Origin of the sequence: Halomonas sp. TD01, assembly GCF_923868895.1 — a bacterium.
In the GTDB taxonomy this organism is placed as follows: domain Bacteria; phylum Pseudomonadota; class Gammaproteobacteria; order Pseudomonadales; family Halomonadaceae; genus Vreelandella.
In genome coordinates this window covers 677,312-703,224 of the sequence record NZ_OV350343.1, presented here as the reverse complement: position 1 = coordinate 703,224, position 25,913 = coordinate 677,312, and the positions used below count along the sequence as shown (strand labels likewise).

General features: G+C 54.0%; 32 protein-coding genes. 17 read left to right on the top strand and 15 right to left on the bottom strand.

Annotation, left to right across the window (positions count from 1 at the left end; all coding sequences use genetic code 11):
- Positions 1-5: 5 nt before the first annotated feature.
- The 7 genes from L1X57_RS03290 to L1X57_RS03260 form a co-directional block, all read right to left on the bottom strand.
- Positions 6-1,193, bottom strand: coding sequence for a glutathionylspermidine synthase family protein (locus tag L1X57_RS03290; RefSeq protein ID WP_009724102.1), 1,188 nt, complete (start codon positions 1,191-1,193; stop codon positions 6-8).
- A gap of 62 nt (positions 1,194-1,255) precedes the next feature.
- Entirely contained in the window at positions 1,256-1,861 is a 606-nt protein-coding gene (locus tag L1X57_RS03285; RefSeq protein ID WP_009724103.1) for a DUF1190 domain-containing protein, read from the bottom strand.
- A gap of 12 nt (positions 1,862-1,873) precedes the next feature.
- Positions 1,874-2,296 (bottom strand): DUF350 domain-containing protein, encoded by a 423-nt coding sequence (locus tag L1X57_RS03280; RefSeq protein ID WP_009724104.1) that lies wholly within the window; start codon positions 2,294-2,296, stop codon positions 1,874-1,876.
- Positions 2,297-2,377: 81 nt separating this feature from the next.
- Entirely contained in the window at positions 2,378-3,121 is a 744-nt protein-coding gene (locus L1X57_RS03275) for a DUF2491 family protein (RefSeq protein WP_009724105.1), read from the bottom strand.
- Positions 3,122-3,151: 30 nt separating this feature from the next.
- Positions 3,152-4,198 carry an ion channel gene (locus L1X57_RS03270; protein ID WP_009724106.1) on the bottom strand — a complete coding sequence of 349 codons (1,047 nt, stop codon included), beginning with the start codon at positions 4,196-4,198 and terminating at the stop codon, positions 3,152-3,154.
- Between the two features lie 46 nt (positions 4,199-4,244).
- Positions 4,245-4,940: a PspA/IM30 family protein gene (locus L1X57_RS03265; protein ID WP_009724107.1), complete on the bottom strand. Its 696-nt coding sequence runs from the start codon at positions 4,938-4,940 to the stop codon at positions 4,245-4,247.
- A gap of 32 nt (positions 4,941-4,972) precedes the next feature.
- Complete coding sequence (locus tag L1X57_RS03260; RefSeq protein ID WP_009724108.1) at positions 4,973-5,380, bottom strand: DUF2170 family protein; 408 nt, start codon at positions 5,378-5,380, stop codon at positions 4,973-4,975.
- Positions 5,381-5,563: 183 nt separating this feature from the next.
- On the opposite strand from L1X57_RS03260, the gene L1X57_RS03255 reads away from it, so the two are divergent.
- The 5 genes from L1X57_RS03255 (at position 5,564) to L1X57_RS03235 (ending at position 9,109) form a co-directional block, all read left to right on the top strand.
- Entirely contained in the window at positions 5,564-5,950 is a 387-nt protein-coding gene (locus tag L1X57_RS03255) for a hypothetical protein (protein WP_009724109.1), read from the top strand.
- An 88-nt stretch (positions 5,951-6,038) separates the two neighbouring features.
- Entirely contained in the window at positions 6,039-7,442 is a 1,404-nt protein-coding gene (locus tag L1X57_RS03250) for an MFS transporter (protein WP_009724110.1), read from the top strand.
- Positions 7,443-7,485: 43 nt separating this feature from the next.
- Positions 7,486-7,794: a BolA family protein gene (locus L1X57_RS03245; protein WP_009724111.1), complete on the top strand. Its 309-nt coding sequence runs from the start codon at positions 7,486-7,488 to the stop codon at positions 7,792-7,794.
- A complete protein-coding gene (locus L1X57_RS03240; RefSeq protein ID WP_009724112.1) occupies positions 7,791-8,639 on the top strand; it encodes a hypothetical protein in 849 nt (282 codons plus the stop codon). The genes L1X57_RS03245 and L1X57_RS03240 overlap by 4 nt, the downstream gene beginning before the upstream one ends.
- A complete protein-coding gene (locus tag L1X57_RS03235; protein WP_009724113.1) occupies positions 8,636-9,109 on the top strand; it encodes a GNAT family N-acetyltransferase in 474 nt (157 codons plus the stop codon). The genes L1X57_RS03240 and L1X57_RS03235 overlap by 4 nt, the downstream gene beginning before the upstream one ends.
- On the opposite strand, the gene zapB is transcribed toward L1X57_RS03235, so the two are convergent.
- Together zapB and rsmD are read right to left on the bottom strand one after the other, a co-directional pair.
- Entirely contained in the window at positions 9,106-9,300 is a 195-nt protein-coding gene (gene zapB / locus L1X57_RS03230) for a cell division protein ZapB (RefSeq protein WP_009724114.1), read from the bottom strand. The two genes, L1X57_RS03235 and zapB, sit on opposite strands and share 4 nt — an antisense overlap.
- A gap of 107 nt (positions 9,301-9,407) precedes the next feature.
- The gene (gene rsmD / locus L1X57_RS03225; protein ID WP_009724115.1) at positions 9,408-10,031 is read right to left on the bottom strand and encodes a 16S rRNA (guanine(966)-N(2))-methyltransferase RsmD; all 624 of its coding nucleotides are present in this window, start codon (positions 10,029-10,031) and stop codon (positions 9,408-9,410) included.
- A gap of 90 nt (positions 10,032-10,121) precedes the next feature.
- Here rsmD and ftsY point away from each other — a divergent pair, with 90 nt between their 5' ends.
- The 4 genes from ftsY to rpoH all read left to right on the top strand — a co-directional run bounded on the left by ftsY (position 10,122) and on the right by rpoH (position 14,215).
- Complete coding sequence (gene ftsY / locus L1X57_RS03220) at positions 10,122-11,468, top strand: signal recognition particle-docking protein FtsY (RefSeq protein WP_234667919.1); 1,347 nt, start codon at positions 10,122-10,124, stop codon at positions 11,466-11,468.
- Positions 11,465-12,133 carry a cell division ATP-binding protein FtsE gene (gene ftsE, locus L1X57_RS03215; protein ID WP_009724117.1) on the top strand — a complete coding sequence of 223 codons (669 nt, stop codon included), beginning with the start codon at positions 11,465-11,467 and terminating at the stop codon, positions 12,131-12,133. The genes ftsY and ftsE overlap by 4 nt, the downstream gene beginning before the upstream one ends.
- Positions 12,130-13,170, top strand: a complete 1,041-nt coding sequence (ftsX, locus tag L1X57_RS03210; protein WP_009724118.1) for a permease-like cell division protein FtsX — start codon at positions 12,130-12,132, stop codon at positions 13,168-13,170. The genes ftsE and ftsX overlap by 4 nt, the downstream gene beginning before the upstream one ends.
- A gap of 178 nt (positions 13,171-13,348) precedes the next feature.
- Positions 13,349-14,215 (top strand): RNA polymerase sigma factor RpoH, encoded by an 867-nt coding sequence (rpoH, locus tag L1X57_RS03205; protein WP_009724119.1) that lies wholly within the window; start codon positions 13,349-13,351, stop codon positions 14,213-14,215.
- Positions 14,216-14,317: 102 nt separating this feature from the next.
- Here rpoH and slmA read toward each other — a convergent pair whose 3' ends face one another.
- The 5 genes from slmA to coaBC all read right to left on the bottom strand — a co-directional run bounded on the left by slmA (position 14,318) and on the right by coaBC (position 19,207).
- Positions 14,318-14,926, bottom strand: a complete 609-nt coding sequence (gene slmA, locus L1X57_RS03200) for a nucleoid occlusion factor SlmA (protein WP_009724120.1) — start codon at positions 14,924-14,926, stop codon at positions 14,318-14,320.
- A gap of 21 nt (positions 14,927-14,947) precedes the next feature.
- Complete coding sequence (gene argB / locus L1X57_RS03195; RefSeq protein ID WP_009724121.1) at positions 14,948-15,847, bottom strand: acetylglutamate kinase; 900 nt, start codon at positions 15,845-15,847, stop codon at positions 14,948-14,950.
- 166 nt (positions 15,848-16,013) lie between these two features.
- The gene (locus tag L1X57_RS03190) at positions 16,014-17,396 is read right to left on the bottom strand and encodes a phosphomannomutase/phosphoglucomutase (RefSeq protein ID WP_009724122.1); all 1,383 of its coding nucleotides are present in this window, start codon (positions 17,394-17,396) and stop codon (positions 16,014-16,016) included.
- Between the two features lie 36 nt (positions 17,397-17,432).
- Positions 17,433-17,894 (bottom strand): dUTP diphosphatase, encoded by a 462-nt coding sequence (gene dut, locus L1X57_RS03185; protein WP_009724123.1) that lies wholly within the window; start codon positions 17,892-17,894, stop codon positions 17,433-17,435.
- Positions 17,891-19,207, bottom strand: a complete 1,317-nt coding sequence (gene coaBC, locus L1X57_RS03180; protein ID WP_039869514.1) for a bifunctional phosphopantothenoylcysteine decarboxylase/phosphopantothenate--cysteine ligase CoaBC — start codon at positions 19,205-19,207, stop codon at positions 17,891-17,893. The genes dut and coaBC overlap by 4 nt, the downstream gene beginning before the upstream one ends.
- A gap of 150 nt (positions 19,208-19,357) precedes the next feature.
- Here coaBC and radC point away from each other — a divergent pair, with 150 nt between their 5' ends.
- The 7 genes from radC (at position 19,358) to ald (ending at position 24,882) form a co-directional block, all read left to right on the top strand.
- A complete protein-coding gene (gene radC / locus L1X57_RS03175; RefSeq protein WP_009724125.1) occupies positions 19,358-20,032 on the top strand; it encodes a RadC family protein in 675 nt (224 codons plus the stop codon).
- Positions 20,033-20,282: 250 nt separating this feature from the next.
- Positions 20,283-20,519, top strand: a complete 237-nt coding sequence (rpmB, locus tag L1X57_RS03170; protein ID WP_009724126.1) for a 50S ribosomal protein L28 — start codon at positions 20,283-20,285, stop codon at positions 20,517-20,519.
- 25 nt (positions 20,520-20,544) lie between these two features.
- Positions 20,545-20,700, top strand: coding sequence for a 50S ribosomal protein L33 (gene rpmG, locus L1X57_RS03165; protein WP_009098622.1), 156 nt, complete (start codon positions 20,545-20,547; stop codon positions 20,698-20,700).
- 187 nt (positions 20,701-20,887) lie between these two features.
- Positions 20,888-21,715, top strand: a complete 828-nt coding sequence (gene mutM / locus L1X57_RS03160) for a bifunctional DNA-formamidopyrimidine glycosylase/DNA-(apurinic or apyrimidinic site) lyase (RefSeq protein WP_009724127.1) — start codon at positions 20,888-20,890, stop codon at positions 21,713-21,715.
- Between the two features lie 81 nt (positions 21,716-21,796).
- A complete protein-coding gene (locus tag L1X57_RS03155; protein WP_009724128.1) occupies positions 21,797-22,987 on the top strand; it encodes a class I SAM-dependent rRNA methyltransferase in 1,191 nt (396 codons plus the stop codon).
- Between the two features lie 73 nt (positions 22,988-23,060).
- On the top strand, positions 23,061-23,495 hold the full coding sequence (locus tag L1X57_RS03150) for an acyl-CoA thioesterase (protein WP_009724129.1): 435 nt from the start codon (positions 23,061-23,063) through the stop codon (positions 23,493-23,495).
- Between the two features lie 271 nt (positions 23,496-23,766).
- A complete protein-coding gene (gene ald, locus L1X57_RS03145; RefSeq protein ID WP_009724130.1) occupies positions 23,767-24,882 on the top strand; it encodes an alanine dehydrogenase in 1,116 nt (371 codons plus the stop codon).
- A gap of 54 nt (positions 24,883-24,936) precedes the next feature.
- Here ald and L1X57_RS03140 read toward each other — a convergent pair whose 3' ends face one another.
- On the bottom strand, positions 24,937-25,188 hold the full coding sequence (locus L1X57_RS03140; protein WP_009724131.1) for a SlyX family protein: 252 nt from the start codon (positions 25,186-25,188) through the stop codon (positions 24,937-24,939).
- Between the two features lie 110 nt (positions 25,189-25,298).
- Here L1X57_RS03140 and L1X57_RS18840 point away from each other — a divergent pair, with 110 nt between their 5' ends.
- A complete protein-coding gene (locus L1X57_RS18840) occupies positions 25,299-25,841 on the top strand; it encodes a cold-shock protein (protein ID WP_009724132.1) in 543 nt (180 codons plus the stop codon).
- The last annotated feature ends 72 nt before the right edge of the window (positions 25,842-25,913 follow it).

The window sequence follows — 25,913 nt, the reverse complement described above, 5'->3', positions numbered from 1 at the left end:
ACACCTTAGACAATGGCGTGCGGCACAAAACAGCTGGAATCCTTGGTAATTCGACCGATGTCTTCGCGAATACCAATGCCGCACGCCCTGTCACCGACTACCCAACTGCCGATCAGGGCATGCCGTTCGCCAAAGCGCGGCAAAGGGTGGTAGGCCTGCAAAATACGCGGGTTGTCGGTATAGGGGCCATCAACGGCTTCGTACTGGCCGCCCGTGGTGATTAGCTCAATATTGCTTCCTTCCCGAGAGAAAAATGGTTTGCGCACCCAGCCGGGTGAAAGCGATGTGCCATCACTGGTGTCAAAATACGCTGGTAGCAGGTTAGGGTGGCCTTCGTTCCACTGCCAGAGCAGCGGCAGGATGCCCTTATTGCTGAGGATGGTTTTCCACGGAGGCTCGAACCAGTGAGTTTGCATCATAGGCAGCAGCTCACCGAAAACGTCATCGCTCATTTCTTCCCACGGGTAGAGCTTGAACAATGCACGGATGGGCCGGTTTTCCAGATCAACGAAACAGCCGTGGTCGGTGTTAGGTTGATAGCCGATATCTTCGATATGGATAAAAGGGGCATTAAGCCCTGCCTGTATGGCACAGTCCTGCAAGTAAGCCACCGTAGCGCGGTCTTCTTCATGAGCTTTGATGGAGGCGAAGTGCAGTGCCGGTGGGGCTGAGGCGTCGCGTTCAAGGCGCTGCCCGATGTGAGCGAGGGCAGCAATCATGCGTTCTTGAATCGAATTGTATTGATCGGCGTGGGCAGGGAGCAGACGCTGTTCGATCACCTGCTCAAGCCACAGCCACTGAAAAAAGCCAGCTTCGTAAATGCTGGTGGGCGTATCGTAGTTAAGCTCTAGCAGTTTGGCAGGCCCACTACCGCTATAGGCAAAATCCATGCGCCCATAGAGGTGGGGCTGGCCATTGCGCCAAGATTCACGAATGACGCTCCACATCCTCTCGGGAATATTCAACTGATGCAGCAATGCATCGGACTGGCAGACCCTATCAACGGCATCCATACACATCTCGTGTAGCGCCTCGGTGGGGGCTTCAATGTCCTGTTCTATCTGTGCCAACGTGAACTGGTAATAGGCATCCTCGGTCCAGTAGGGCTCCCCTTCAATGGTATGAAAGTGAAACCCTAGCTGGTGCGCCAGTTCGCGCCATTGTGGGCGTTCAGTGATAGCAACGCGCAACATAAAGCGGCTCCTTGCTGGCGCAGATGAATGCGTCGGAAGAGGTTAAGCGAACGGAGGTTAGCTTAGGAGCCAAACCCACCCCGTGCGCTGGAGCGCGAACCGAATCCAGAGCGTTGAGTCGCCCGTTGGTTGGACTGCATAACCGATGAGCGGAAGGCCTGATTACGTTGATCTACCCGTGACGAGGCGGAAGACGATGCAGCGTTCCAGTCGCCGCGATTCTGGCGGGTACGGTAGACCGGTTCTTGGTACAGGCTTTGTACCCGCGCGCCATTACGGTTCGCCATCATATTGCCAACCATATAGCCCATCAGCGCAGGGCCAAACCAGCTGCCACCCTGACCCTGCTGAGCCGATTGAGGCGGTGGCTCACAGGCGCCTTCGCCATGTACCTGTTCGCAAGCTTCCAAAGAGTCAAAGCGTGGAACGGCTTCAACGGCTGCTGTAAACGCTGCTTCACAGGCGGTGCGCGTGTAAAGCTCGTCCGCTACGCACTCGTCTATGTTCTGGTAGGCCTTGGGTTCGGAGAAGTTGACATCCGATAGAGTGTCTTGCGGCGGGGATGACTGCCCGCAGCCGGCTAACGCGGCTGTGCCGGCCGCGCCCATCAAGGCCAGGGTCAGCCGAGAACTGCGCTTGCGGCGCGGTGGCTGGTTAGATGATTGCATGGATGTCTCCCTTTACCAGATCATGGACGCTGCGTTGAGCAGGCCAACCGCGATAGCGATGGTTGCCGCGAAAATGCCATATGCCACGTGGCCGTCGGTAATATGTCCGGAAAGGCTCTGCCCTTTGCTTTTCAGTACCAGCTTGATGGCAAAGAAGGTAACAATCTGCACGATAAAGGCAATGATGCCCCAGGCGATAAAATCAATGAAACTCACGCTGTTCGCCATAGCGCTGTAGAGCGGTATGGTAAAGCCTAGGGTGGCGCCGCCAAAGGCGGTTGCTGCAGCGGCGTTGCCTTCCTGGATCAGCTTCCATTCATGATGCGGGGTAATCTTGCTGTACGCGACCATGAACGCTACCAGCAGTATGGCGGCGGTGATCAGGTAGGCGAAAAACGCTGGCAGGCCTGCCAAGTACATACCGATATTGCCCATTATCGTTTCCTTTTTAGTCGTCAATCGTAAGTGGTGAATCGTAAGTGATGAATGTTGGTCAGAGCGTCTGGCAGGTAGCCATCAATGCGCTTCGATTATTACTGCGCTGATATCGATGCCCAGGCTGGTGACTAGCTGGTAGCTGCCTTCCAATTCATCGGCTTCAGCACTGAGCAGGATATATTCAAAACGCTCTGAGGCTTGATCATGACGTTCATAGAGCATGCAGTGATGCGTGACTTGGGAAATTCCGCTGCCATCGGCGCGAGTCACCGTTTCCTCAAGCACAACGGGGGCTGACCATTCGCTGTTTTCAGCGCCCCATACGCGCTGATAGCGTTTAAGATCATCTTGAATGTCATCGCTAGCTTCCAGCGTAAAGCTGCTCTTACCAAGTGGGTGGGCCGGGGTGTGGCTATCCGGTTGATTGATCAGGCCATCAAATTCAAGATTAGAAACATGTTGTGACGACAGGAAGTCGAACAGTTTGTATTCAAACACCTTGCCGTTGGCAATAGAGGCTTGAATCCAGGTGTCATTCTCCAGATAAAAGCGCGCGAGCTGTTCGCCCTGGCCGAGTTCGACGACGCCGACCGCGGCTATCTCTTGCGCCGCGCCGCTCCAACTAGCATCAAAATTCAGGCTATCAAACGCTTTCAGCGACAGCATATTGAGCGACACCATACCGCCAAGCCGCAGGCCATTAAAGTCATCTGGGGTCATGCCCGCCGGCAGGCCGTTAGAGCGCTGGGCGGTTTCGCTGGCATGCTTTTGCTGCACGCTTTTACTGTTGGAACGGAATAATGATTTAAGTGAACCAAGCATGGTGATGGACCTCCACGAAACGGATGGGTGTCATGCCAGCAGTGATGAAAAATGTGCCGACGTCAGACGCTCATAGGCCATGTAATACAGCACATCGCCATCACTCAGCTCACGGGTGGAGGGCGGGTTGAGCATGTTCGCCTCGTCGCTGCCGGAAGTAACGCCCAGCAGAGTGGCATTATGAGCTTCCTTGGCCTGATTAAATAGTTGGCCAAATGTGCTGCCTTTAGGAATATCTTGCAGCTGCGTTTGGTACTGAGTGGCGCCATGATTCACCGCGAGCAGCTCATTAACGACGCGGCTAATGCCTGCATCGGTGGCTGAGCGCACCAACATTTCCAGTGCCATGGCCTCTGTGCATTCGATGCCCGGCAATGTTCGGCGCAACATAGCTGCGGTATTGGGGTTTTCGCAGTGGGCAACGATGTGGCAGCCAGGGGATTTCAGGCTATAAGCGGAAAGCGCTACGGTAGCCACGCGTTCATCGCTGCCGTCATAGATAATAATACGGCTAGCGTTTTCAACGCCTGCGCGCTTGAGGAGCTCCATATTGGCGAAGCTATCACCCTTGACGAACTTTAAATCACCCGGACGTGGGTTGTTAATATCTTTTGTGACACACAGCACGATTTCATCGGGGAGCTGCCGATCAGCTTTGAGAATATCAATGATCTTTTCAGTGGTTTCTCCGTGCCAGCCCAGCACCACCGTGTGACCAGTAAGGTCGCTGTAATCGCCTTTTCCTTGCATTTGCTGCCTCCAAAAATTGCCCACCGTGACGGTTGCTTTACCGATCAGGGCAGCAAACAGCGAAATGCCGCCCGGGATCAGATAAAACACAGCGATCAGTTGCCCCGCGGTAGAGGCCGGTGAGAAGTCTCCGTAGCCCACGGTGGACGCCGTAACGACGTAAAAATACAGCCACAGCGACAGTGAACCCGTGACCTCTTCGCCGGTGAGCCCCATGAGCAGCCACGAGGTTGTCATATGAGCCAGCGCTAGCATCAACAGAAACGTCCAACTGACGTTAATTGTAGAGGCTTTCAAAACTTTCAGTAGCTGTTGTAGCACTGGCATGGCGTCAGTCTTCCTTGCGTTCAGTCGGTAGTGTTAACGCTGGCACTCAGTTGCCGGCATTTTGTTTCGCCTTTAGGCGAGCCAGTACATCGCTTCCCGAGGTTTGCTGCTTGCCGATACCTGCCTGGGAAAGGCGTGCTTCCAAGTCGGCACCGGAATCCTGCGCTTGCATTGATTCACCGATCTTGAGCTTTTCAGCTTGCAGAGCTTGGCGCTCTTTAATGCGCTCAAGGGAGGCAACAGCGCTGTTCATGCTGGCATTTTGGCCAGCGTGTTGAGAGGCAACGGCAGCCTGTGCTTTTTGCGCGGCTTCAGTGGCTTTGACGTGGGACATCTGCTGCTCAACGCGGCGGATTTCACCTTTAGATTTAGCGATGGTCGACTTCAGCGCTTCGATGGTGCCATCGTACTGGGTGACATTGGCCTGAGCGATTTCTCGCTCGCTTTCCAGACGGGCAATTTCTCCCGCAACTTCTTCAGCTAGGCTCTGCTCGCCTTTCTCAAGCGCTGCCATGGCGCTTTTTTCATACTCGGCCATTTTATCCGACAGCGTATCTACTTCCTTGGCGGCAAGGTTGCGCCTAGCCATAATGGTAGTGAGCTCTTCATTAGCCCGGTTCATTGCTGTTTTGGCGTCACGCAATTCCTGTTCCATAATACGAATCCCCTGACTATCGACAATCGCTTCGCCGGTTTCAGTGGCTTTGCCGCGCAGGGCGGTAAATATTTTGCGTAGTAACATTGGGTAACTCCTTAACTAGTGAGTCGATTAGGTCAGTCGATTAAATCGGCAATTTCCAGTGCGGCCTGAGCGCAGGCTTCAACTTCTGCGCTGATGGCTTCGAGTTTGCAATCTGCAAACAACTGGCCGTAGACCACATAGTAATCTTCGTCAACCAGGGTGTGGATGCCAACGCTGACCAGCGGAAGAGCCATGCCCAAGCGTAACAAAGCATCGTTGAACGAGTTGATATCCTCAACTGCGCTGGTAGGAGCCACTTCAGTCATCACCAGCCATTCTTCGTCGGAATACGTCAGGGTAACAGGTAAGTCGCCGTAGTCCTTGAGCGTAAACACCAATGAATCGTTGTCCTGGTCGAGGGTGATGTCAGCGTTAGGCCAGTTAAGCTCGTTCTGTTCCACGCTGCGTTTAATCGCTTCAAGTCGTGTCTGTGTATTCATTGAGCGTATCCTAATAGTCTATTCGGCTTAAGACTGTAACAGCCCTGCCGATGAGTAACGGTGTGTCGTTAACTATAAATTCTTCCGCATTTTACCGAATGAATCGATATTGCGCCTGCATCGATGGCAAACTAATCCTTTAGCACCCATAATGGTCAACGTTTCGACGGCGAGGAGAATCCCATGAAACTGCTAAATCGCTCTGCCCTGAGCGTCAGGCCGACCCAGACCTTCGTGGACTGGATCAATGCGCTCGAACCCACCATGGGAGACGACGACCTGACCCTGGACGACGTCGAACGTGAAAGTACGGTGTACCTTATCCCAGAGATGGATACCCCCGAAGCGCTTGAAACGTTTGTTCATGAGCGTTACGCAGAAATCCTAGAGACCGAGTTGCGTGCCTGGGAAGAGGATGAGCGCCAATGGCCAGAAAAGCTTGACTGGTCACTATTTCAAGACTTTTTACGCATTGAGCATAGCTACCTTGCAATTGATCTTGACGACGAAACCGCACTTGAAATTTCTGAAGTTGACGACGCACTTCTGCTCGACAACGAGCAAGACTAGCGTATTGCCGTCTTGATGTAAGCGTATTGTGGAACCGGCTCAGGCCGGTTTTATTGTTTTTAATGGTGCAGTTTAGGAACGAACCACCATGCGATTGTTTGAAACTCGGGCGGGTGACGACGGTTTGCCTGGGCCTGCGCGTACGCTAGCCGTAATGGCACTCGTCACCGGCACGCTGATGGCGGTAGTCGACACCACCATGATTAATTTGGCCCTCCCGACGATTGCCGCAGACCTGAATATATCCGCCTCTAGAGCAGTATGGATCACCAATGTGTTCCAGGTGGTCTGTGCGGCTTTTCTGCTCGTGTTTGCAGGCATCAGCGAGTTGGTGACCCGAAGACGGCTCTATTTAATCGGCCTGGCTACCTTCGTAGTGGCGGCATTGGGAGCGGCCCTATCGCGTAACTTAGAAACATTGCTGGTGTTTCGCGCTTTACAAGGTTTGGGAGCGGCGGCCACGCTGTCTATCGGCCCGTCGCTGTATCGGGCGATTTTTCCGTCACGCTTATTGGGTAGCGCTTTGGGGCTGAGCGCATTAGTGGTAGCCGGTGGCTACGCGGCAGGCCCCACGCTGAGTGGTGTTATCCTCTCGTTTGCCGACTGGCCCTGGCTATTCGCGCTCAATGTTCCACTTGGTGTTTGTTCGTTGTGGCTTGCCAGTCGTGCGCTGCCTAGAGATAAGCCACGTCAGGGTAGCTTTGATGTGCTGGGTGCGCTTCTGTCTATGTTGATGCTCGCCAGTTTTTTTCTCGCCATGGACGCAGTCGGCCACGCCGCACCACTGTGGCAAAGCGGTGGCTGGGCGGTGGTAGCTGTGCTGGCCTGTACGCTGTTTATTCAACGCCAGCGCCACGCGCCTTATCCGCTGTTACCGCTGAGTATATTTGCTGAAAAACGCTTTACGCTGGCTGTTTCAGCGTCTGGTCTGGCCTTTATCGGCCAGGGGCTAACGTTTGTCGCGCTATCGTTTTTTTATCAGGAGCAGATGGGGTTCTCGCCGCTTGAAACGGCATGGCTGTTCACCCCATGGCCGTTAGCGATTATGGTGGTTGGTCCGCTGGCAGGTCGTTTGGCTGATCGGATTAATCCCAGCCTACTTTCAAGCGTAGGCTTGGTGCTGCTGATTATGGGGTTAGTGGCGCTAGCGCTCGTGGATGAATCCACTGGCGTGGCAGGCAGCCTGTGGCGCACGGCGTTGTGTGGCATCGGGTTTGGTCTGTTTCAGCCACCTAACAATCGTGAAATGATGGGGAGTCTTCCACCTGAGCGAAGCGCCAACGTATCTGGTGTGATGAGCACCACCCGTACCGTTGGGCAATCGTTTGGGGTGGCCTTGGTGGGTGCAGCCTTGGCGCTGGGTTCACCCGTCCAGGTAACTTTATGGCTGGGAGCGGGCACTACGCTGCTAGCGCTGGTAGCAAGCCTTTCCCGGGTGGCGCTGGCCCAGCGTGCTCTCATTGAGCGGCGGGCATCGTCTGTTAGCAAGTAAGGGCGTACAATAGATCGGATGCTGATTGAAGGAGAAAGCACTCATGGCGATGCAGACACAGATTGAGCAGAAGTTAGCGGCGTTAACGCCCGACGTGCTGCACGTAGAAAATGAAAGCCACATGCATAACGTGCCGGCTAACGCTGAGACACACTTTAAAGTCACCCTGGTAAGCGATAGCTTTGATGGCATGATGCCAGTGAAGCGACACCAGCAGATTTACGCGTTGCTTGCCGATGAGTTGTCTGGCCCCGTGCATGCATTAGCATTGCATCTTTACACTCCAAAAGAGTGGCAGGCACGTGGCGGCGAACGCCCTAATTCGCCTAACTGTCGTGGCGGCGGCCAGTGACGCCAGACGTTATTCGCAGGCAGTATTTGGATGCAATGGGTATAACTGCCTGGACATCCCGATATCAACTGCCTAATGCGCGACTCACCGAGGCGTGCGAATGGGAAGATGCGCCTGCTGCCACCCCGCCGCGAGAGCGTCTTCACGCGCTGTTGGACGACGTGCCTGCACCGCGCCTGCGTAGCCAGCCGGCTAATGTGGATGGTGGGGCATCCTCTTCGGCCCCCGCTGCAGTGCGTGCGCTGCTTGGACAGCCACCGGCTGCTGATAGCACGCCAGTCGAAGTGCCCATTGCTTCTACACTGGAAATTTCTACGCAGGAAAACGCTACGCCGGAAAAACAGGCTGTTAGCAAAGCCGAACCGCTAACATTCAGTCTCTCCTGCGTTTGTATTGGAGGACGATGGTTAAGCCTTCATGAGGGTGAAATAACGCCTACTGAACAGCAACTGCTGGCTAATATACTTCGGGGGGCAGGCATGTTGAGCGGCGAGATGCCTGCGGTGACGTACTTTAAATGGCCGCCAATGGCGAACACGTTTATGCCGGAAGAGCCGTTGGAAGAGGCGCAAGAAGGGGTAGCCGCCTTTATCGCGGGTGCGGCTGGCAGACAAGGATGGCAGTTGGAGCGTCTGTTGTGGTGGGGCGCTGACGAACTACCCGACGATTCTCCCTTGGTGCGGGTCATGGCGGTTAGCCAGCAACAGAGCCAAACGCTGTCGCTGCCCGTGTGGCAAGGACCGGCTTTGAAAACACTTGCCGAGCATGCGAGTGCCAAACGTAAGCTTTGGCCTGCGCTGGTGTCGCTTCGAGAGCTGTGGCGTGCTGAGGTCACCACACAGTGATAAGCCCATTAAGCGTTGCTAACAGCGCTGAGTTACAGGCCTTAGAAGCACAAGCTAACAGTGGCATAAGCTCGCAGCATCTCCACGATGCGCTAGACGACCCTAATTCACAGGTGATTGGTTACTGGCAACCACCAGCACCGGTTGGCCATGTGTCCGTTGGCGATATATTACTTGGCTATGCCATCGTGGTTCGTTTGCCATTTGAGGCAGAGCTTCAAGCGATTGGAGTGCTCCCTCAACAGCAGGGTCAGGGAATCGGTGGCAAGCTGATTGGCGAAGTGGTCGCCTGTGCTAGGCAGTGGCAAAGCGAGCGCCTACTGCTCGAAGTGCGGGCAAGTAACCAGCGTGCGATAAGGCTCTATCAACACTACGAGTTTAATGAAGATGGTCGGCGCCGAGGTTATTACCCGGCTGCACAGGGTGCGGCCGGGCGAGAAGATGCGCTACTGATGTCGCGCTTGCTTTAAGACACGCTATCGCTTTCGATGTCTTCAAATTTTCTGAGCACGCCCTGTAATCGACGCTCCCACTCCTCACGCTCCTGTTTTAGCAGAGCGTTTTCGCCACGCAGTTCTTCATTTTCAAGCTTCATCAATTCCAACGCCTCAACGGTGTCGGTGATTTTCTGTTCCAACTGGTTAAATAACTCAAGGCTCATGCCTACCTCCAATAATGTCGACAGGCACACTACCTGTCATAACGGGGACAAAATCGTAATTCAGTTGGGCGAGCGTAACGCCGCTGCAAGATTGCGGCAAGCGCAGTTTACACGGGTTTACGAAGATAGAGGCGGGCGGTACTTTCGCCTGCCTGGGTTTCCCGATAAAGCTGCCAGTTACTAGGCACTTCTGGAGAGAGCGACTTTTCAGTTTCCAGGTAAATCATGGCATCGTCTGCAAGCCAGCGACCGGTTTCTAACGCTGAGCAGCAAGAAACGGCTAATCCTTGATGAAATGGCGGGTCAAGAAAGACGACATCCGCAGGTTGGCAGGGTTGATTGAGAAAAGTGAGCGTGTCGGTGGAGACCACCCGACCATTACTGGCTCCAAGGGTGATAATATTTTCACTAATCTGCGCGGCTACCCGGGCGTCGCGCTCGACAAATGTAACGTGGCTGGCGCCTCGGGAAAGTGCTTCAAGCCCGAGCGCTCCCGTGCCTGCAAAGAGATCAAGCACTTGTTTGCCAAACAGGTGCTGTCCTAGCCAGTTAAACAGCGTTTCACGCACGCGGTCAGGAGTTGGTCGAAGCCCGGGATGGTCAAGTACGGGAAGCTGACGGCGGCGAAAATCGCCGCCGATGATGCGAAGCTTACCTGGCGGTTTGGTAGGCCCGCGCCGCGCCGTCGATGAGCGAGAAGTAGAGGGGCGAGAAGAGCGTTGTCGTTTCATAACGCGGATTGTAGCGGGCTACTTATCCAAAGTCTTGGTCTGCAGTGGTAGGATAATCGCAATGTTCACCTATTTAGTCGGATGACACCTATGTTCGGTTTTTTCAAACGTAAGAAAAAGCACGACTCCCAGCAGGAGCAGCAAGATCAGCAGGCGCTGTCTCAGGAGGAGCATGGCGAAGTAGAGGTTACCAAAGAGCCAGCGCTAGAGCATGAAGCAGGGCAGGCCTCGCCAACGGAGGAAGTTGCACAAGAAACGCCAGCGACTGAAGCTACGCTACCCGAGCATAAGGCGCCTGTAGAAGAAACCGCCGAGAAGGCACAGGTAAGTGAATCAGAACTAGAATCTGAGTCCGAGCTAGGCTCCGTTTCAGAACCAGAACCAGAACCAGAACCAGAACCAGAACCAGAACCAGAACCAGAACCAGAACCAGTCACAATGACAGCGCCTAAACCGGCTCTTCAAGAGAAGCCTGTGGCTGAAAAAGGTGAAAAGAAAGGTTGGTTCGCACGAATTAAGTCAGGGCTCGGCAAAACTCGCGCCAATCTAACCGATGGTATTGCCGACCTGTTTTTGGGCAAAAAACAGATCGATGATGAGCTGTTGGAAGATCTTGAAACCCAACTGCTCATGGCAGATGTAGGCATTGAAGCCACCAGCGAGATTATTGAGCGCCTTGAAGCGCGCGTTTCGCGCAAAGAGCTGAATAACCCGGAAGCGCTTTATCGCGGTTTGCAGGAGGAGTTGGCGTCGATGCTGGCGCCGGTAGCGACGCCGCTAAATTTTGAAAAAGACAGCGATGGGCCTTTTGTCATTCTCGTGGTAGGTGTTAACGGCGTAGGTAAAACGACGACTATCGGCAAGCTGACCCAGCGTTTTCAGCGTGAAGGTAAAAGCGTCATGCTCGCTGCAGGTGACACCTTCCGTGCAGCGGCGGTTGAACAGCTTAAAGTGTGGGGCGAACGTAACAACGCCCCGGTGATTGCGCAGCACACAGGCGCTGATAGTGCTTCAGTGATTTACGACGCCGTTGCGGCTGCCAAAGCGCGAGGGGTAGACGTGCTGATTGCCGACACGGCAGGGCGGCTGCACAACAAAAGTCATCTGATGGAAGAGCTGAAAAAAGTCCATCGCGTCATGCAAAAGCTGGATAGCACCGCTCCCCATGAGGTGATGTTGGTGCTAGATGCAGGGACTGGGCAAAACGCCATTTCCCAGGCCAGCACATTTAACGATGCTGTGCCGATCAGTGGCATCACATTGACGAAGCTGGACGGTACCGCCAAAGGCGGAATTATTTTCGCATTAGCGAAGCAGCTAAAAACACCGATTCGCTTTATTGGCGTGGGCGAGGGCCTGGATGACCTCCGCCCCTTCGAGGCAGATGATTTTGTTAACGCGCTGTTTGACCGGCAAGGGGATGATGGCCGCGCATGATCGCTTTTGAACATGTGGGTAAGCGCTATGGAGGGCGCTTTGAGGCGCTAGCGCACCTGAATTTTCGCGTTGCAAGAGGCGAAATGGTGTTCCTGACCGGGCATTCTGGTGCTGGTAAAAGCTCGTTGCTGCGACTGATTATGCGTCTCGAAAAGCCCAGTCGTGGTCGGGTAGTGGTGGCAGGGCACGATATTGCCGAGCTCCATGCCAGCCAAGTGCCGTTTTACCGTCGGCAAATTGGTGTGGTGTTTCAAGATCACCAATTGCTGTTTGATCGCAGCGTGTTCCGTAATGTATCTCTGCCGCTCGAAATTCAAGGGGTGGAGCCGCGAGAAGCAGCGCGGCGCGTTCGTGCTGCGCTGGATAAAGTCGGACTTTTACACCGCGAAAAAGCGCTGCCGGTAGAGCTTTCTGGCGGTGAGCAGCAGCGTGTGGGAATTGCTCGCGCGGTGGTTAATAAGCCAGCCCTGTTACTGGCCGATGAGCCTACCGGTAACTTAGACCCACAGCTTTCTGCCGACATTATGGCGCTGTTTGAAGACTTTAATCGTATCGGGACCACCGTGATGATTGCCAGTCACGACTTAGCGCTGATTGCGCGGCTGCGCCACCGAATTTTGCGTTTGCGGGATGGCCGTCTGGTGGCAGATGAGGGGGCCGTATGAAACGTGCTGCGACACCCCGTTCTACAGGTGCAGCGCCCAAGGGTAAGCGACAAGCGGCCAGAACCTCCAGTGAGCCACCCGCCGAGCGGCGCGGGGCGCGTTCACAGCAAACACGCTTTAGCAGTCGCTTACGCGCCTGGGGACGCCATCACCGTGCAATGGCATTGGATAGCCTTTATCGCCTGGTACGTCATCCTGTGGGTAATTTGCTAACCATGCTGGCCATCGCTATTGCGTTAGTTTTGCCTGCGGCACTTTGGTTAACCTTGGATAGCGCCAAGTTGCTAGACGCAGAACTTGATGAGAGTGCAACCCTCACCGTTTATCTGGAAACGACCGTAGACGCTGCGCAGTCCACTCGCATTGAAGAGGCCGTCATTGCGGACGAGGGCGTCGAAACGACCCGCCTTATCAGCGCAGAGCAAGGTATGGTTGAGTTTCAGCAGTCCCTTGGTATTGAAGATACCCTGGCAGGGCTTGAAGATAACCCCCTGCCAGCCAGTATTGTGATTTACCCGCAGAGCGTTGAACCCGCCGCTATGGCACAGCTGGCACAGCGTTTGGAAGCGTTCTCTGGGGTAGACGAAGTGCGCGTAGATTTGGCGTGGGTAGAGCGTTTACGTCATTTGGCGGATCTTGGGCGACGGGTGGCGCTCGCGCTTGGTGTGCTATTTGGCTGTGGTGTGCTGCTGGTGGTGGGCAACACTATTCGTCTTTCGGTTGAAAGCCGACGGAGAGAAATCGAAGTGGTGATGCTTATTGGCGCGACCCATGCCTTTGTTCGGAGGCCCTTTCTATATAGCGGGGCTTGGTACGGTGTTGGGGGCGGCCTGCTGGCGCTGGGGTTGTTGGGGCTTGGCAACCATTGGTTGTCGATGCCCGTTGCAGCTCTGGCTGCAAGCTATGGGGCGAGCTTTGTATTGCCGCAGTTGGACGTGACAGGCTCTACAATTCTGCTATCTTGCAGTACACTACTGGGCTGGCTAGGAGCTTGGTTGGCTGTTACACGCCATCTCTCTAGTATACGGCCGCGTTGATTATGTGTGTTATGCGGTCAGTAACGGGGATTTCCACCCCATTTTGTGTCTTATGCAGTGAATGCATCGGTCATGTGAACCTTATGCTTAGGCTAAGGTCTTAGAGTTAACAGATGATGGTTGAGGCACTCACTTCAACACATCAACCATGATAGGTTTTAAGGGAGACCACCTGCACATGAGCACTAGTCTTCTACCGGTGGGACAGCTTTCTCCAGGTCACGATCTGGGCGGCTATATTCAAGCGGTTAACGGCATACCCGTATTAAGCGTTGATGAAGAGCGTGAGCTTGCATTCCGCCTCCACGACGAAGGTGATTTAGAAGCAGCACGCCGCTTGGTGCTGTCGCACCTGCGTTTTGTTGTGCATATTGCTCGCAGTTACTCAGGTTATGGTCTGCCACAGGCTGACCTGATTCAAGAAGGTAACGTCGGTCTAATGAAGGCCGTTAAACGCTTCGACCCCAATCAGGGCGTTCGCTTGGTGTCATTTGCCGTGCATTGGATCAAAGCGGAAATTCATGAGTTTGTGCTGCGCAACTGGCGTATTGTCAAAATTGCCACCACGAAAGCTCAGCGCAAGTTGTTTTTTAACCTGCGTAGCGCCAAAAAACGCTTAGCCTGGCTGAACAACGATGAAGTTAACGCGATTGCGGAAGACCTCAACGTAAAGCCAGAAGTAGTGCGCGATATGGAAGGCCGCCTGTCGGCTTACGATGCGGGCTTCGATGCCTCTCCTAGCGACGACGAAGAGAGCACCTATCAAGCACCGGCGTATTTTTTAGATGACGCTTCCGCTGATCCGGCAACGCTGCTGGAAGACAGCAACTTTGAGGAAGATTCAACGCGTCGCTTACAGCTAGCTTTGAAAGGGCTTGATGAGCGCTCGCGGGATATTCTGCAGCGTCGCTGGCTCACTGATAATAAAGCGACACTGCACGACTTGGCCGATGTTTATGGCGTCAGCGCTGAACGCATCCGCCAGCTCGAAAAGAACGCAATGAAAAAACTGCGCCAGAAGATGGGCGACGCTATCGCCGCTTAAGTAAGTACTCATAGCTGACAAGCACGTTAGATACACGCCCCAAAGGCAATGCCTTTGGGGCGTTTTTATTGGACAACTGATCGCTTGATATGTTGACGCTTGCTAAGCCGGTTGCACGGTTTCTTGTAACAGTTGGCTAGACAGAAGTGCCCACTGGTCTTCCCAGTACTCGGTCGGCAAGCGCTTGAAATCACTGCGCACATACTGAGAAATACGCCCTTCAGCCTGAGCGATCAGCAGGTTGGCTGCTGCTGAAGCGGATATGCTGGTGCGTAGCCCTTCGCGCAGCTCAGCTTCCCGCAGTATCTGTTTTAACTGGGTTTCCAGGCGCTCAAACAATTGGTGAACGCGCTGGCGCAGCCGGGCCGTTTCGCCAGTAAGTACGTCGCCTCCCAGTACCCTGGCAAGCCCAGGGTTCTTTTCGGCAAAGCCGAGAAGCAAAGCCAGAATAGTGCCGCATCGAGACGCCGCATCGGGGATGTCTTCTAGAATACGCGTGATACGTGCAAAGATGCTTTCTTCAATAAAGTCGATCAAACCTTCAAACATGCGCGCTTTGCTGGGGAAATGCCGATACAGCGCTGCTTCCGAAACGCCAACCTGGCGGGCAAGCGCAGCGGTTGTAATGCGTTTGCCGCTATCCTCTTCCAGCATAACGGCTAAGGCTTGCAGGATTTGCTCGCGGCGGCGAGGTTTTTGTTCGTCACTCATGACGTTAGCCCTCCGTCGCGGTTAACCTGCGTCAGTAATCAGGGTGCCGACCCCAGCATTGGTAAAGATTTCCAGCAGTACGGCATGGGGGACGCGGCCATCGATAATATGGGCGCTGTTAACGCCGCCTTTTACCGCGTCTAGTGCACAGCGTATTTTTGGCAGCATGCCTCCATAAATCGTGCCGTCGGCGATTAAGGCGTCAACTTGAGCAGTGCTTAGTCCAGTTAACACCTCTCCTTCACTGTTCATCAGGCCCGCGACGTTGGTCAATAGCATCAGTTTTTCAGCGTTGAGTGCCTCGGCCAGTTTGCCTGCTACTAGGTCGGCATTGATGTTATAGCTGTGTCCCTCACCGTCAACCCCGATAGGGGCAATCACCGGAATGAAGTCTCTGGCGGCCAGCATCTCAATGAGGTCGGTGGAGATAGACTCCACTTCACCTACGTGCCCAATGTCGATAATTTCCGGTGCGGTCATCTCAGGACTTTGGTGCTCTACTTTCAGCTGGCGAGCACGAATTTGAGCGCCATCTTTACCGGTCAAGCCAATGGCTTTGCCACCGCTTTGGTTGATCAGGTTAACAATGCTTTTGTTGACCAACCCTCCCAAGACCATCTCCACAACATCCATGGTTTGGGAGTCAGTGACTCGCATGCCGTTCACAAAGCGCGATTCGATATTCAGTTTTTCCAGCAGGCTGCCAATTTGTGGCCCGCCCCCATGGACGACGACCGGGTTAATGCCGACCTCTTTCATCAGCACGATGTTGCGCGCGAACGAATCGATCAAGGTGTCTTCTGTCATGGCGTTGCCACCATATTTAACGACGACCGTTTTGCCCGAAAACTGCTGGATGTAGGGGAGGGCTTCTGACAATACCTCCACAACGACCTGGGGGTCGCGGCTAGTTGAACTCATGACGTTGTCCCTTTTGATTTTTTCCGTCGCTACTTTTTATCGCGACCGTTATTACAGCGCGAGCATTGGCTTTTCCATGCGGCGTGTTGTCTAGCCTTCTTATTATGTCGCGCGTTCGATTGGCGTGATCACTTCTCTTCTGTTCACCCTGCCGCGTTAGTTCACGTTATTGAGGTTCAGGGATCGTCAGTGCTGGTGAAATCTCCGCCAGCGCGTTGGCAAAACGCTGTTTTATTCGGCTAAGTGCCGCAGCATCGCTACCCTCAAAGCGGAGTACTAGCGCAGGTGTGGTGTTGGAAGCTCGGCAAAGTCCCCAGCCATCGGCATAGTCCACGCGAATGCCATCAATCGTGGTTTTGATACCTTCGCCGAAGTCGCCCTCTCTAGCAAGCTTCTTGATAAGCGCGAATTTTTCTTCATCGGCGACCGCGATATTAATTTCAGGCGTGCTGATATCTTGTGGAAATAGATCAAACACTTCATCGGCACTGCCGGGGTGGCGGGCTAGAATTTCAAGCAAACGGGCCGCAGCATACAGACCGTCGTCAAATCCGTACCAACGCTCCTTGAAGAAAATATGCCCGCTCATCTCACCGCCCAGCTCAGCACCTGTTTCCCGCATGCGTGCTTTGATTAGTGAATGCCCGGTCCGCCACATTTCCGGCTCGCCGCCAGCGTCGCTAATAACTCGTGCCAGGTTACCGGTACATTTGATGTCGAAGATTACCTTGGCGCCTGGGTTGCGTGACAGCATATCAGCCGCGAATACCATCAGCAGATGGTCCGGGTAGATCATTCTGCCACTTGGCGTGACAACCCCTAAGCGGTCGCCGTCGCCGTCAAAAGCTAAGCCAATATCGGCGCCGGTTTTATTAACGCTATGGATCAAGTCGCGTAGGTTTTCGGGTTTGCCTGGGTCGGGGTGGTGGTTCGGGAAGTTGCCGTCAATCTCGGCGAATAATGGAGTGGTTTTTACCCCCAGGCGCTCGATAAGCTGCGGGCCAAGCTCTCCAGCGACCCCGTTGCCACAATCCACAACCGCGCTCAGTGGTCGCTCAATATGGATGTCGCTAATAATTCTTTCAAGATACGCCGTGCGCAAGTCGTGCTGGCGAACGCTGCCTTCGCCGCTGGTGAGGTCGTTTGCTTGAATGCGCTCATAGAGGGCGGTGATAGCATCACCGGAGAGCGTTTCACCAGCTAAGACGATTTTGAAGCCGTTATAGTCGGGTGGATTGTGGCTGCCGGTTAGCATTACCCCAGAGCAGCTTTCAGGCAGTATGTGTGTGGCGAAGTAAAGCACGGGTGTTGGCACCATGCCGATATCAATAACGTCCCGCCCTGAGGCTGTTAGGCCACGAATCAGCGCTGCTTGCAGGCGCGGTCCGGAAAGTCGGCCATCACGTGCAACAATGACCGTTTGCTCGCCCCGAGCGGCGGCTTCAGAGCCAACGGCACGGCCAATAAGCTCGGTGGTGGTTTCACTCAGCGTATGGTCCACAATGCCGCGAATGTCGTAAGCACGAAATATCGATGCAGGTACGTTCATTGTCGCTCCTAAATTAACGGTAAAACAGCGCTTGGCTTATTGGCTGCCTGTGCTGCCAAAACCACCGCTGCCGCGAGTGGAGTCTTCAAAGGCATCGACAATCGTAAGTTCCGCTTGCACGACGGGGACAACGACATACTGAGCGAGACGCTCAAAGGGCGATAACGTAAAGCTGCTTTGACCACGGTTCCACACGGATACCATCAGTTCGCCCTGGTAATCAGAGTCGATTAGTCCGACGAGATTGCCCAGCACGATACCGTGCTTATGACCTAGCCCGGAGCGAGGCAAGATCATACCTGCTAAACCAGGATCTTCTATGTAAATGGCAAGGCCTGTTCGCACCAGCTGGCAGTCACCAGGAGCAAGCGTCAGCGGTTCATCTAGCAGTGCTCGCAAATCCATACCCGCTGAGCCTGTTGTTGCATAAGAGGGAAGGTAGTCGTGCAAACGCTCATCCAATATTTTGCACTGCAGGCGTGGGCGAGAACCGCTCATGATAATGCTCCGGGGGGTTGAGAAAGTGATTGAGAAGGTGACTGAGAGGGTAATTGAGAAGGTAGTAGTGATAGTGCGTGACGAATAATAAGGGCAGCAAGCTGCGTTTTAGCCTGGGGAGGGGCTTCCAGTTGATCGGTTCCCGCCATTGAGCGCCAAAGCAGCAAGGCAGCATTGTTATCGCTTCCAAAGCCAAGTCCCTGCTGAGAGACGTCGTTGGCAACGATCATATCTAGGCCTTTGCGGGTCAGTTTATCTTCCGCATAGCGAGCGACATTTTGGGTTTCGGCGGCGAAGCCCACCACGAAAGGGCGTTGGTTGCCAGGCAGCGCGGAAACATCGGCAATAATGTCAGGGTTTTTGACCAGCGTAAGCGTTAGCGTATCGCTGTCGTCGGTTTTTTTGATTTTATGCTCGGCAGCACTGGCGGCACGGTAGTCAGCGACCGCAGCACAGCCAATAAATAGGGCTGCATGAGGCGCTAGTGTTAACGCTTCGTGATGCATTTGTGCGGCGGTTTCCACATCAATCCGTTCAACACCGTAAGGGGTGGGTAGATTAACCGGGCCGCTTATCAGCGTTACCCGTGCGCCCTGGGTAGCTGCTTCAGCAGCTAGTGCGTACCCCATCTTCCCTGAGCTGTGATTGGATAGGTAGCGCACGGGATCCAGCGACTCTCGAGTGGGGCCAGCAGTAATAACCACATGCGGCGCGGAGGTTGGCGCTGGCGTCTTTGCATCAGTAGTAAAATGCTGTGCTAAGAAATCAACAATACCTTCTGGCTCGCTCATTCTGCCGGGGCCTACGTCGCCACAAGCTTGGTCACCTGCCGCTGGCCCGATCAACTGCCAGCCATCGCTGGCTAACTGAATCACGTTACGTTGGGTTGCGGGGTGTCGCCACATGGCCTGATTCATGGCCGGTGCGATCAGCTTGGGCGCTTCACAGGCTAAGCACAGGGTGGTCAACAGATCGTCAGCCATGCCATGTACCAATCGTGCGATCAAGTCGGCAGTCGCTGGGGCAATCAGTACGGCATCCGCCCAGCGGGCTAGCTCAATATGTCCCATGCCAGCTTCTGCTTCAGGGTCAAGCAGTGAGGTGCGTACCGGCTCCCCTGAGAGCGCTTGAAGTGTTAACGGCGTGATAAATGCTTGGGCACCCTCGGTCATTACCACGCGAACCTCGCAGCCAGCTTGCTTGAGTAGCCGAACAATCAGCGCGCTTTTATAAGCTGCAATGCCAGCGCTAATACCAAGTAGCAGGCGCTTGCCAGCAAGTGACGTTAACGGAGATGGCGATAATAAGGCCATGATGGGCAGTCCCATGTAGCGTTTGTTAAAGGTGAGTACCATACCATTTGACTGGTTATTTTGGCATGCTCAGGCAGCAGTTGGAAAAGCCAATTAGGGTGCGTAATAGCAAACGCGGACGGTGCTATCAGCGGTAGCAAGGAGGCGGCAATGGGGATTAATCACTGGCCAGAAGGTGAGCGGCCACGAGAGAAGTTATTGAACATGGGGGTTCAGGCGCTCTCTGACGCTGAGCTCCTTGCCATTTTTCTGCGGGTAGGCGTTCAGGGGAGCTCAGCCGTGGATTTAGCGCGGGACCTGCTGGCCAGCTTTGGTGGTTTGAGGCAGCTCTTGGAGGCGGATCAGGATCAGTTTTGTGCGGCTCGGGGGCTTGGGAGTGCAAAATTTGCTCAGCTTCAGGCGACCCTCGAGCTTTCCAGGCGTCATTTGGCGAGTCAGCTTGCCCGGGGCAATGCGCTCACATCGCCGGCCCTTGTGCGCCATTACCTCAGTTCCCAGCTTCGCCATTTGGGGCATGAAGAGTTTGCCGTGCTTTTTTTGGATACACAGCATCGAATTATTCGCTATGAATCCCTGTTTCGCGGTACCCTAGACAGCGCATCCGTTTATCCCCGCGAAGTAGCCAAGCGTGCGCTTGAATTACACGCTGGTGCTGTCATCCTGGCACACAATCACCCCTCGGGTGTTGCTGAGCCAAGCGATGCTGATCGACGTATTACTGAACGTCTAAAAGATGCCCTTGCACTCTTCGATGTGCGGGTGCTTGATCATTTCGTGGTGGGGGACGGTGACGTGGTTTCGTTTGCCGAGCGCGGTTGGCTATAGCAATTAATGAAAACGGTGTGACGTCAAATTCACGTCGTTTACCTAAGTAAATTGTCCGAAAAATGCCTTTTTTGGCATTTTTGGGCGTTTTTGCTTGCTGGTAGCCGGGTGCTCTGGTATAAAGTGCCACCTTTAAACTTGGGTTGAATAACGGATTTGGGTACAGCTAGGCGGTTAACTGCGTCGACTCCCTCCCTGCTCCGGTTTGCCCGACAGTTTTGAACAACTCGCCAAGCGGTTGGAGGCTCTCATGTCCAAAGTATGTCAGGTTACCGGCAAGCGTCCGGTAACTGGTAATAACGTTTCTCACTCCCAGCGTAAGACACGTCGTCGTTTCTTGCCGAACCTGCACACCCATCGTTTTTGGGTTGAAGCTGAAAACCGCTTCGTCAAGCTGCGCGTTTCCTCTAAAGGAATGCGTATTATTGACAAGAAAGGTATCGAAACGGTTCTGGCTGATATCCGCAAGCGCGGCGACGCCATCTAAGCTAGCATTTTGGGAGAGTTAAACCATGCGCGATAAGATCAAGCTGGTGTCTAGTGCCGGTACAGGCCACTTCTACACCACTGATAAGAACAAGCGGAATACACCGGATAAGTTCGAATTCAAGAAATACGACCCGGTCGTCCGTAAGCACGTTATCTACAAGGAAGCCAAGATCAAGTAATCGCGATTACAATGATCGGCTTTCACCGCAGGCGAGTGCCTGTTGAAAAACCCGGCCCCAAGCCGGGTTTTTGCATGTCCGGTATTTAGCCACTTATTTTGTATGAATGGCGGTACACGTCCCTATGCTTCAGCACCGCATAGGCGACAGGGTAGTTGTCACGGTGCTGTCATCATAGGCTTTCATCATGCCCGAATTGCCTGAAGTTGAAACGACACGGCGTGGCATTGCCCCCTATTTAGAAGGGCAGGAGATCACCGAGGTGCTGGTGCGTCAGTCCCGGTTACGCGTGCCAGTACCTGGAAACCTAGCCGAACGGCTGGTAGGTGCTCATGTAGGCGTGTTAAATCGCCGCGCTAAGTATCTGCAAATTCCCGTGTCGACGCCTGAAGGTGAGGCCACGCTGCTATGGCATTTGGGCATGTCGGGCAGCCTGCGCATTGCCAAGGTGGGGGATTTGCCTAAAAAGCATGATCATGTTGACGTGGTGATGGCCAGTGGCTATGTGCTGAGGTACCACGACCCGCGGCGTTTTGGTTTTGTTGACTGGCAGCAGGGCGATGGCCGCTTAGACTCACGCCTTGCGCACCTTGGTCCTGAGCCGTTGGACGACGCGTTTAACGGCCGCTGGCTCTATAACGCATCGCGTAAAAAGCGCGTTGCGGTAAAGCCTTTTTTAATGGATAACCGTGTGGTGGTCGGTGCGGGTAATATTTACGCTGCCGAAGCGCTGTTTATGGCGTGTATCGACCCCCGTCGCGCCGCTGGGAAAATTTCCCTGGCCCGTTACCAGCAGCTAGCTGCCGCGGTTAAAGAGGTTCTGGCGGCAGCGATTACCCAGGGTGGCACCACACTGCGAGATTTTGTCAGTGGTCAGGGTGAACCCGGTTACTTCGCCCAGCAACTGAATGTGTACGGGCGCCATGGGCAGCCTTGCCTGCGCTGTGGCGTTGAGCTGCGTCGTATCACCCTGGGTCAGCGGGCCAGCGTGTTTTGCCCGGGTTGCCAGCGATAGCGGCGGCTCTTTGATATTAATTGTTTTGCCTATGCTTTCAGAGTCTATGTGCTTTGTAAGATTGCTCTTTTGGAGATTGTTGTGACTCAACGCCTGCGCCTGAATAAAAATGCCGATCGCCGCCTGAAAGCGGGCCATCTGTGGATCTACTCCAATGAGGTAGATATCAAAGAGACGCCGCTAAAAAACTTTGCTGCAGGTGAGCCCGCTCTGGTTGAGGCTTCCAACGGCAAAACTCTTGGCGTCGCTTACATTAATCCGCATTCGCTGATTTGTGGTCGAGTAATGTCTCGCGACCCAGAAATGCGTCTAGATCGCTCGTTATTCGTACACCGCTTCAACCAGGCGCTGGCGCTGCGTGAACGGCTGTTCGATAAGCCATTTTATCGCTTGATTCACGGTGAAGGTGACCTGTTGCCGGGCTTGGTGATCGACCGTTTCGGTGACGTGCTGGTGGTGCAGCTGAATACCGCGGGTATGCAAGCGCTGGCGGAAGATATTGTCGATGCGCTGGAAAAAGTCGTTAAGCCTAATGCCATTGTGTTCCGCAATGATACGGGCGGTCGCCGTCAGGAAGGCCTTGAAGCTCACGTCGAAGTGGTAAAGGGCACACTTCCCGATGAAGTTCTGCTGGAAGAGAACGGGGTTACCTTTGCAGTGCCGGTGTTGAATGGCCAAAAGACAGGGTGGTTCTACGACCACCGTGTCAACCGCGCATGGCTGAATAGCCAAGTGGCAGGCAAGCGCGTGCTGGATGTGTTCAGTTACGTGGGCGGCTGGGGTGTTCAGGCAGCTGCCAGCGGTGCTTCTGAAGTGCTGTGTGTCGATGCTTCTGCCCCGGCGTTGGATCAGGTGGCTCGCAACGCTGAGCTAAATGGTGTGCAAGAGCAAGTCGCGGTAGCAGAGGGCGATGCCTTTGAAGCGTTAGCGGCACTGAAAGCCGATGGCGAACAGTTTGACGTTATCATTCTTGATCCGCCTGCGTTTATCAAAAAGCGCAAGGACATCCCTAATGGTGAACGCGCTTACGCACGACTGAATCGAGAAGCAATGCGCCTGCTGGGCCGCGATGGCTTGCTGTTGTCGGCCTCATGCTCTATGCACCTCGCCCCTGAGCGTTTAGTAGATGTGGTTCGTGGCGCTGTTCGTCACCAAGACCGTCATGGTCAGGTGATTTTCCAGGGCCATCAGGGGCCAGATCACCCCGTCCATCCGGCTATCCCGGAAACTTCGTACCTGAAGGCGCTTGGCGTGAGGGTATTCCGCGATTAAGCCAAAGACGTTTCTTGGCGAAAACTTGCAAGACAGACACTAGCTTCAAGGAGTAACCGCAAGGAGCAGCACTATGGAGTGGGCACTGCCAAATCCTTTTGTGATCGATCTTCAGGTGGCGTCAGAGGCCATTGACGTCTACCAGCATGTCAATAATAGCGAGTATTTACGCTGGGTTGAACAGATCAGTTGGGCCCACTCTGAAGCCTTGGGGTTATCCCTAGAGCGCTATCAATCTCTTGATCGTGCCATGGTCGTTCACCGTCATGAGTTGGACTATCTGGCGCCCGCCTATGTCGATGATAAGCTGCAACTGGCGACTTGGATTGTTGCCTGCGATGGTCGTTTTAGTTTGACCCGTCGATTTCAGCTTAAGCGCGTGAGCGATGGCAAAGCGTTGCTCAACGCCCGTACCCGGTTTGCTTGCGTGGCGCTCACCAGTGGGCGCCCTAAGCGCTTGCCTGTTGAGTATCAGCGCATTTACGGTGACGCGGTGGTAGCTGAGTAGATAATGGTGAAATGCCGTCGATTATTTCGCTGATTTTCGTTAAACACTAGATTATTCTCCAAAAAAACGCCTTAGCCGGCGTTTTTTTTGTTTTTCTTGCTTGGGGTGGTGATTAGTGCCAGCTGTGCTGTAATTTGCTGAATAGCGCTTATTGATGGCCTAGGACTTACGGCTAGGAGGTATTGAAGGCTAACTAGGCACTGACGATTTAGCACTGATGATTTAGCACTGATGATTTAGCACTAACAATCAATAGAGAAGGAAAACGCTAATGAAAATCGCCGTCCCCAAAGAAATTAAAAATCACGAATATCGGGTGGCGCTCACTCCGACAGGTGCGCGGGAGCTAGTGGGGCGTGGTCACTCGGTAAGTGTCCAGGCAGCAGCGGGAGAAGGTGCTGGGTTTAGCGACAGCGACTACGAGGCCGCTGGTGCTAAAGTAGAAGCTAATGTAGACGCGCTGTGGCAAAGCGCCGAGCTGATTCTCAAAGTAAAAGAACCTCAAGCCGAAGAAGTAGCACGTCTAACAGCCAGTCAGACGCTATTCACCTACTTGCACTTGGCCGCTGAGGAAACATTAACTCAAGGGCTGATGGCCAGCGGTGCTACCTGTATTGCCTACGAAACCATCACCGATGCAAAAGGTGGGTTACCGCTGCTCGCGCCGATGAGTACGGTAGCTGGGCGCATGGCTGTTCAGGCAGGCGCGCATAGCCTGGAAAAAGCCCAGGGCGGCTCCGGCGTGCTATTGCCAGGTGTGCCGGGCGTTGCGCCGGGTAAAGTTACTGTGATTGGCGGTGGTGTGGTCGGTGAAAACGCCGCCCGTATGGCGTTAGGGTTGGGGGCCGAGGTGACCATTCTGGATAAGTCGATTGCTCGCTTGGAGGTGCTGGACGACCGTTATCAGGGGCGCATCAAAACCGTGTACTCAACGGCGGACGCCCTCGATCAGGCAGCCAAAGAGTCTGATATGATCATTGGCGCCGTACTCATCCCCGGCGCCGCTGCGCCTAAGTTGATTACCCGTGCAATGCTGGCTGATATGAAGCCGGGCAGTGTGTTGGTAGATGTAGCTATCGATCAGGGCGGCTGTTTTGAAACCAGCAAACCCACTACGCATGCCGAGCCGACCTATATCGTGGACGGCATCGTGCATTACTGCGTAGCTAATATGCCTGGAGCGGTAGCGCGTACATCTACTCTGGGGCTTACCAATGCCACGTTGCCATTTGTGCTGGCGCTAGCTGATAAAGGCTGGCAACAGGCGCTTAAAGACGACCCGCACTTCCTGCCAGGGCTTAACGTCCATAATGGGCAAGTGACTTATCAGGCCGTTGCCGATGCTTTTGGACTCAAGAGCATCGATCCAGCAAATGCAGTGGCGTGATAATCGGTACGTCAATTAGTAGTAGTTGATACTGCCGATAGCAGGGTGGTGTTGCTAATAGTGAGGGGGCACTTCGTCTTCTGGGCGGGTATCACCCTGTGAGTCATCACCCGCTTGGAGCGCCTGATACTGCTCGCGCAAGCGGTCACGCATCAGCGTGCTCAGCTGCTCCAGCTTTTCTAGCCGACGCTCTTGCTGGGCAACCGCCTGATCAAGGGTGTCTAGCCAGTGCTCCTGGTAAGCCAGTCTACTCTCTAAAGATTCAAGAAGTTGAGTTAGCTCAGCAGGCGATAATTCGTTTGTCATGATAACATCGTCACCTTGTGTAGTATGCTCGGTACTGTTAGGAATGGGCCTAGTTGGCCGAGTATTGTCCTTCGTCTGTTACCCATACAACAAGAGAGCTTTTATCATCTATGAATCCAAAAGTTGTTTTTCGCTGTTTCTTCATCAGTGTTTTACTTGCCGCCCCCACGCCACTTCTTCTGGCGGGGATTGTTCATTTAACGAATGCACCGCTTGCTGAGCAGTGGCTGGCTGAGCTTGCCATCAGCGGGGTGAGTGGTGTGTATATTGCCGCTGCTCTGGGATGTTTTATTGCGTTATTCATAGGCACTTTAGCCGCTGCTGCTCTGGCGCCGCCTATGGTAGTGAAAGCTGATGTTTCTCGAACTAAATCTGCGCCGCGTCAGCCTCAAGCGGTACCTGAAGTGGAAGATTATGAAGAGGAAGATATCATCGACCCCAATGATGGTCGCGAAGAGGGCGAAGTAAAGTGGTTTAATACCAATAAAGGTTACGGCTTTATTACCCGAGATAATGGTGAGGATGTGTTTGTTCACTTTCGTGCTATTCGTGGACGTGGCCCGCGTATGCTTGCTGAAGGGCAGATTGTTCGCTATCACGTGATTAAGAATGATCGTGGTCTTCAGGCGGATGATGTCAGCATTATTGAGTAGCTTTTGTTAAATCACTTTTATTGAATAGCGCTAGCATCGCCAACTGCTGAAAAACAAGACCCCGCTTTGGCG

Coding starts and splice junctions, on each gene's coding strand:
- L1X57_RS03190 (WP_009724122.1), bottom strand. CDS start 17,396: ATGAACGTACCTGCATCGATATTTCGTGCTTACGACATTCGCGGCATT.
- rpmB (WP_009724126.1), top strand. CDS start 20,283: ATGTCCAAAGTATGTCAGGTTACCGGCAAGCGTCCGGTAACTGGTAAT.
- rpmG (WP_009098622.1), top strand. CDS start 20,545: ATGCGCGATAAGATCAAGCTGGTGTCTAGTGCCGGTACAGGCCACTTC.
- ftsE (WP_009724117.1), top strand. CDS start 11,465: ATGATCGCTTTTGAACATGTGGGTAAGCGCTATGGAGGGCGCTTTGAG.
- L1X57_RS03275 (WP_009724105.1), bottom strand. CDS start 3,121: ATGCTTGGTTCACTTAAATCATTATTCCGTTCCAACAGTAAAAGCGTG.
- radC (WP_009724125.1), top strand. CDS start 19,358: ATGGGGATTAATCACTGGCCAGAAGGTGAGCGGCCACGAGAGAAGTTA.
- rpoH (WP_009724119.1), top strand. CDS start 13,349: ATGAGCACTAGTCTTCTACCGGTGGGACAGCTTTCTCCAGGTCACGAT.
- L1X57_RS03140 (WP_009724131.1), bottom strand. CDS start 25,188: ATGACAAACGAATTATCGCCTGCTGAGCTAACTCAACTTCTTGAATCT.
- L1X57_RS03265 (WP_009724107.1), bottom strand. CDS start 4,940: ATGTTACTACGCAAAATATTTACCGCCCTGCGCGGCAAAGCCACTGAA.
- mutM (WP_009724127.1), top strand. CDS start 20,888: ATGCCCGAATTGCCTGAAGTTGAAACGACACGGCGTGGCATTGCCCCC.
- dut (WP_009724123.1), bottom strand. CDS start 17,894: ATGAGCGGTTCTCGCCCACGCCTGCAGTGCAAAATATTGGATGAGCGT.
- L1X57_RS03255 (WP_009724109.1), top strand. CDS start 5,564: ATGAAACTGCTAAATCGCTCTGCCCTGAGCGTCAGGCCGACCCAGACC.
- argB (WP_009724121.1), bottom strand. CDS start 15,847: ATGAGTTCAACTAGCCGCGACCCCCAGGTCGTTGTGGAGGTATTGTCA.
- L1X57_RS03270 (WP_009724106.1), bottom strand. CDS start 4,198: ATGCCAGTGCTACAACAGCTACTGAAAGTTTTGAAAGCCTCTACAATT.
- rsmD (WP_009724115.1), bottom strand. CDS start 10,031: ATGAAACGACAACGCTCTTCTCGCCCCTCTACTTCTCGCTCATCGACG.
- ald (WP_009724130.1), top strand. CDS start 23,767: ATGAAAATCGCCGTCCCCAAAGAAATTAAAAATCACGAATATCGGGTG.
- zapB (WP_009724114.1), bottom strand. CDS start 9,300: ATGAGCCTTGAGTTATTTAACCAGTTGGAACAGAAAATCACCGACACC.
- L1X57_RS03250 (WP_009724110.1), top strand. CDS start 6,039: ATGCGATTGTTTGAAACTCGGGCGGGTGACGACGGTTTGCCTGGGCCT.
- L1X57_RS03290 (WP_009724102.1), bottom strand. CDS start 1,193: ATGTTGCGCGTTGCTATCACTGAACGCCCACAATGGCGCGAACTGGCG.
- coaBC (WP_039869514.1), bottom strand. CDS start 19,207: ATGGCCTTATTATCGCCATCTCCGTTAACGTCACTTGCTGGCAAGCGC.
- L1X57_RS03285 (WP_009724103.1), bottom strand. CDS start 1,861: ATGCAATCATCTAACCAGCCACCGCGCCGCAAGCGCAGTTCTCGGCTG.
- L1X57_RS18840 (WP_009724132.1), top strand. CDS start 25,299: ATGAATCCAAAAGTTGTTTTTCGCTGTTTCTTCATCAGTGTTTTACTT.
- L1X57_RS03150 (WP_009724129.1), top strand. CDS start 23,061: ATGGAGTGGGCACTGCCAAATCCTTTTGTGATCGATCTTCAGGTGGCG.
- ftsY (WP_234667919.1), top strand. CDS start 10,122: ATGTTCGGTTTTTTCAAACGTAAGAAAAAGCACGACTCCCAGCAGGAG.
- L1X57_RS03245 (WP_009724111.1), top strand. CDS start 7,486: ATGGCGATGCAGACACAGATTGAGCAGAAGTTAGCGGCGTTAACGCCC.
- L1X57_RS03280 (WP_009724104.1), bottom strand. CDS start 2,296: ATGGGCAATATCGGTATGTACTTGGCAGGCCTGCCAGCGTTTTTCGCC.
- ftsX (WP_009724118.1), top strand. CDS start 12,130: ATGAAACGTGCTGCGACACCCCGTTCTACAGGTGCAGCGCCCAAGGGT.
- L1X57_RS03260 (WP_009724108.1), bottom strand. CDS start 5,380: ATGAATACACAGACACGACTTGAAGCGATTAAACGCAGCGTGGAACAG.
- slmA (WP_009724120.1), bottom strand. CDS start 14,926: ATGAGTGACGAACAAAAACCTCGCCGCCGCGAGCAAATCCTGCAAGCC.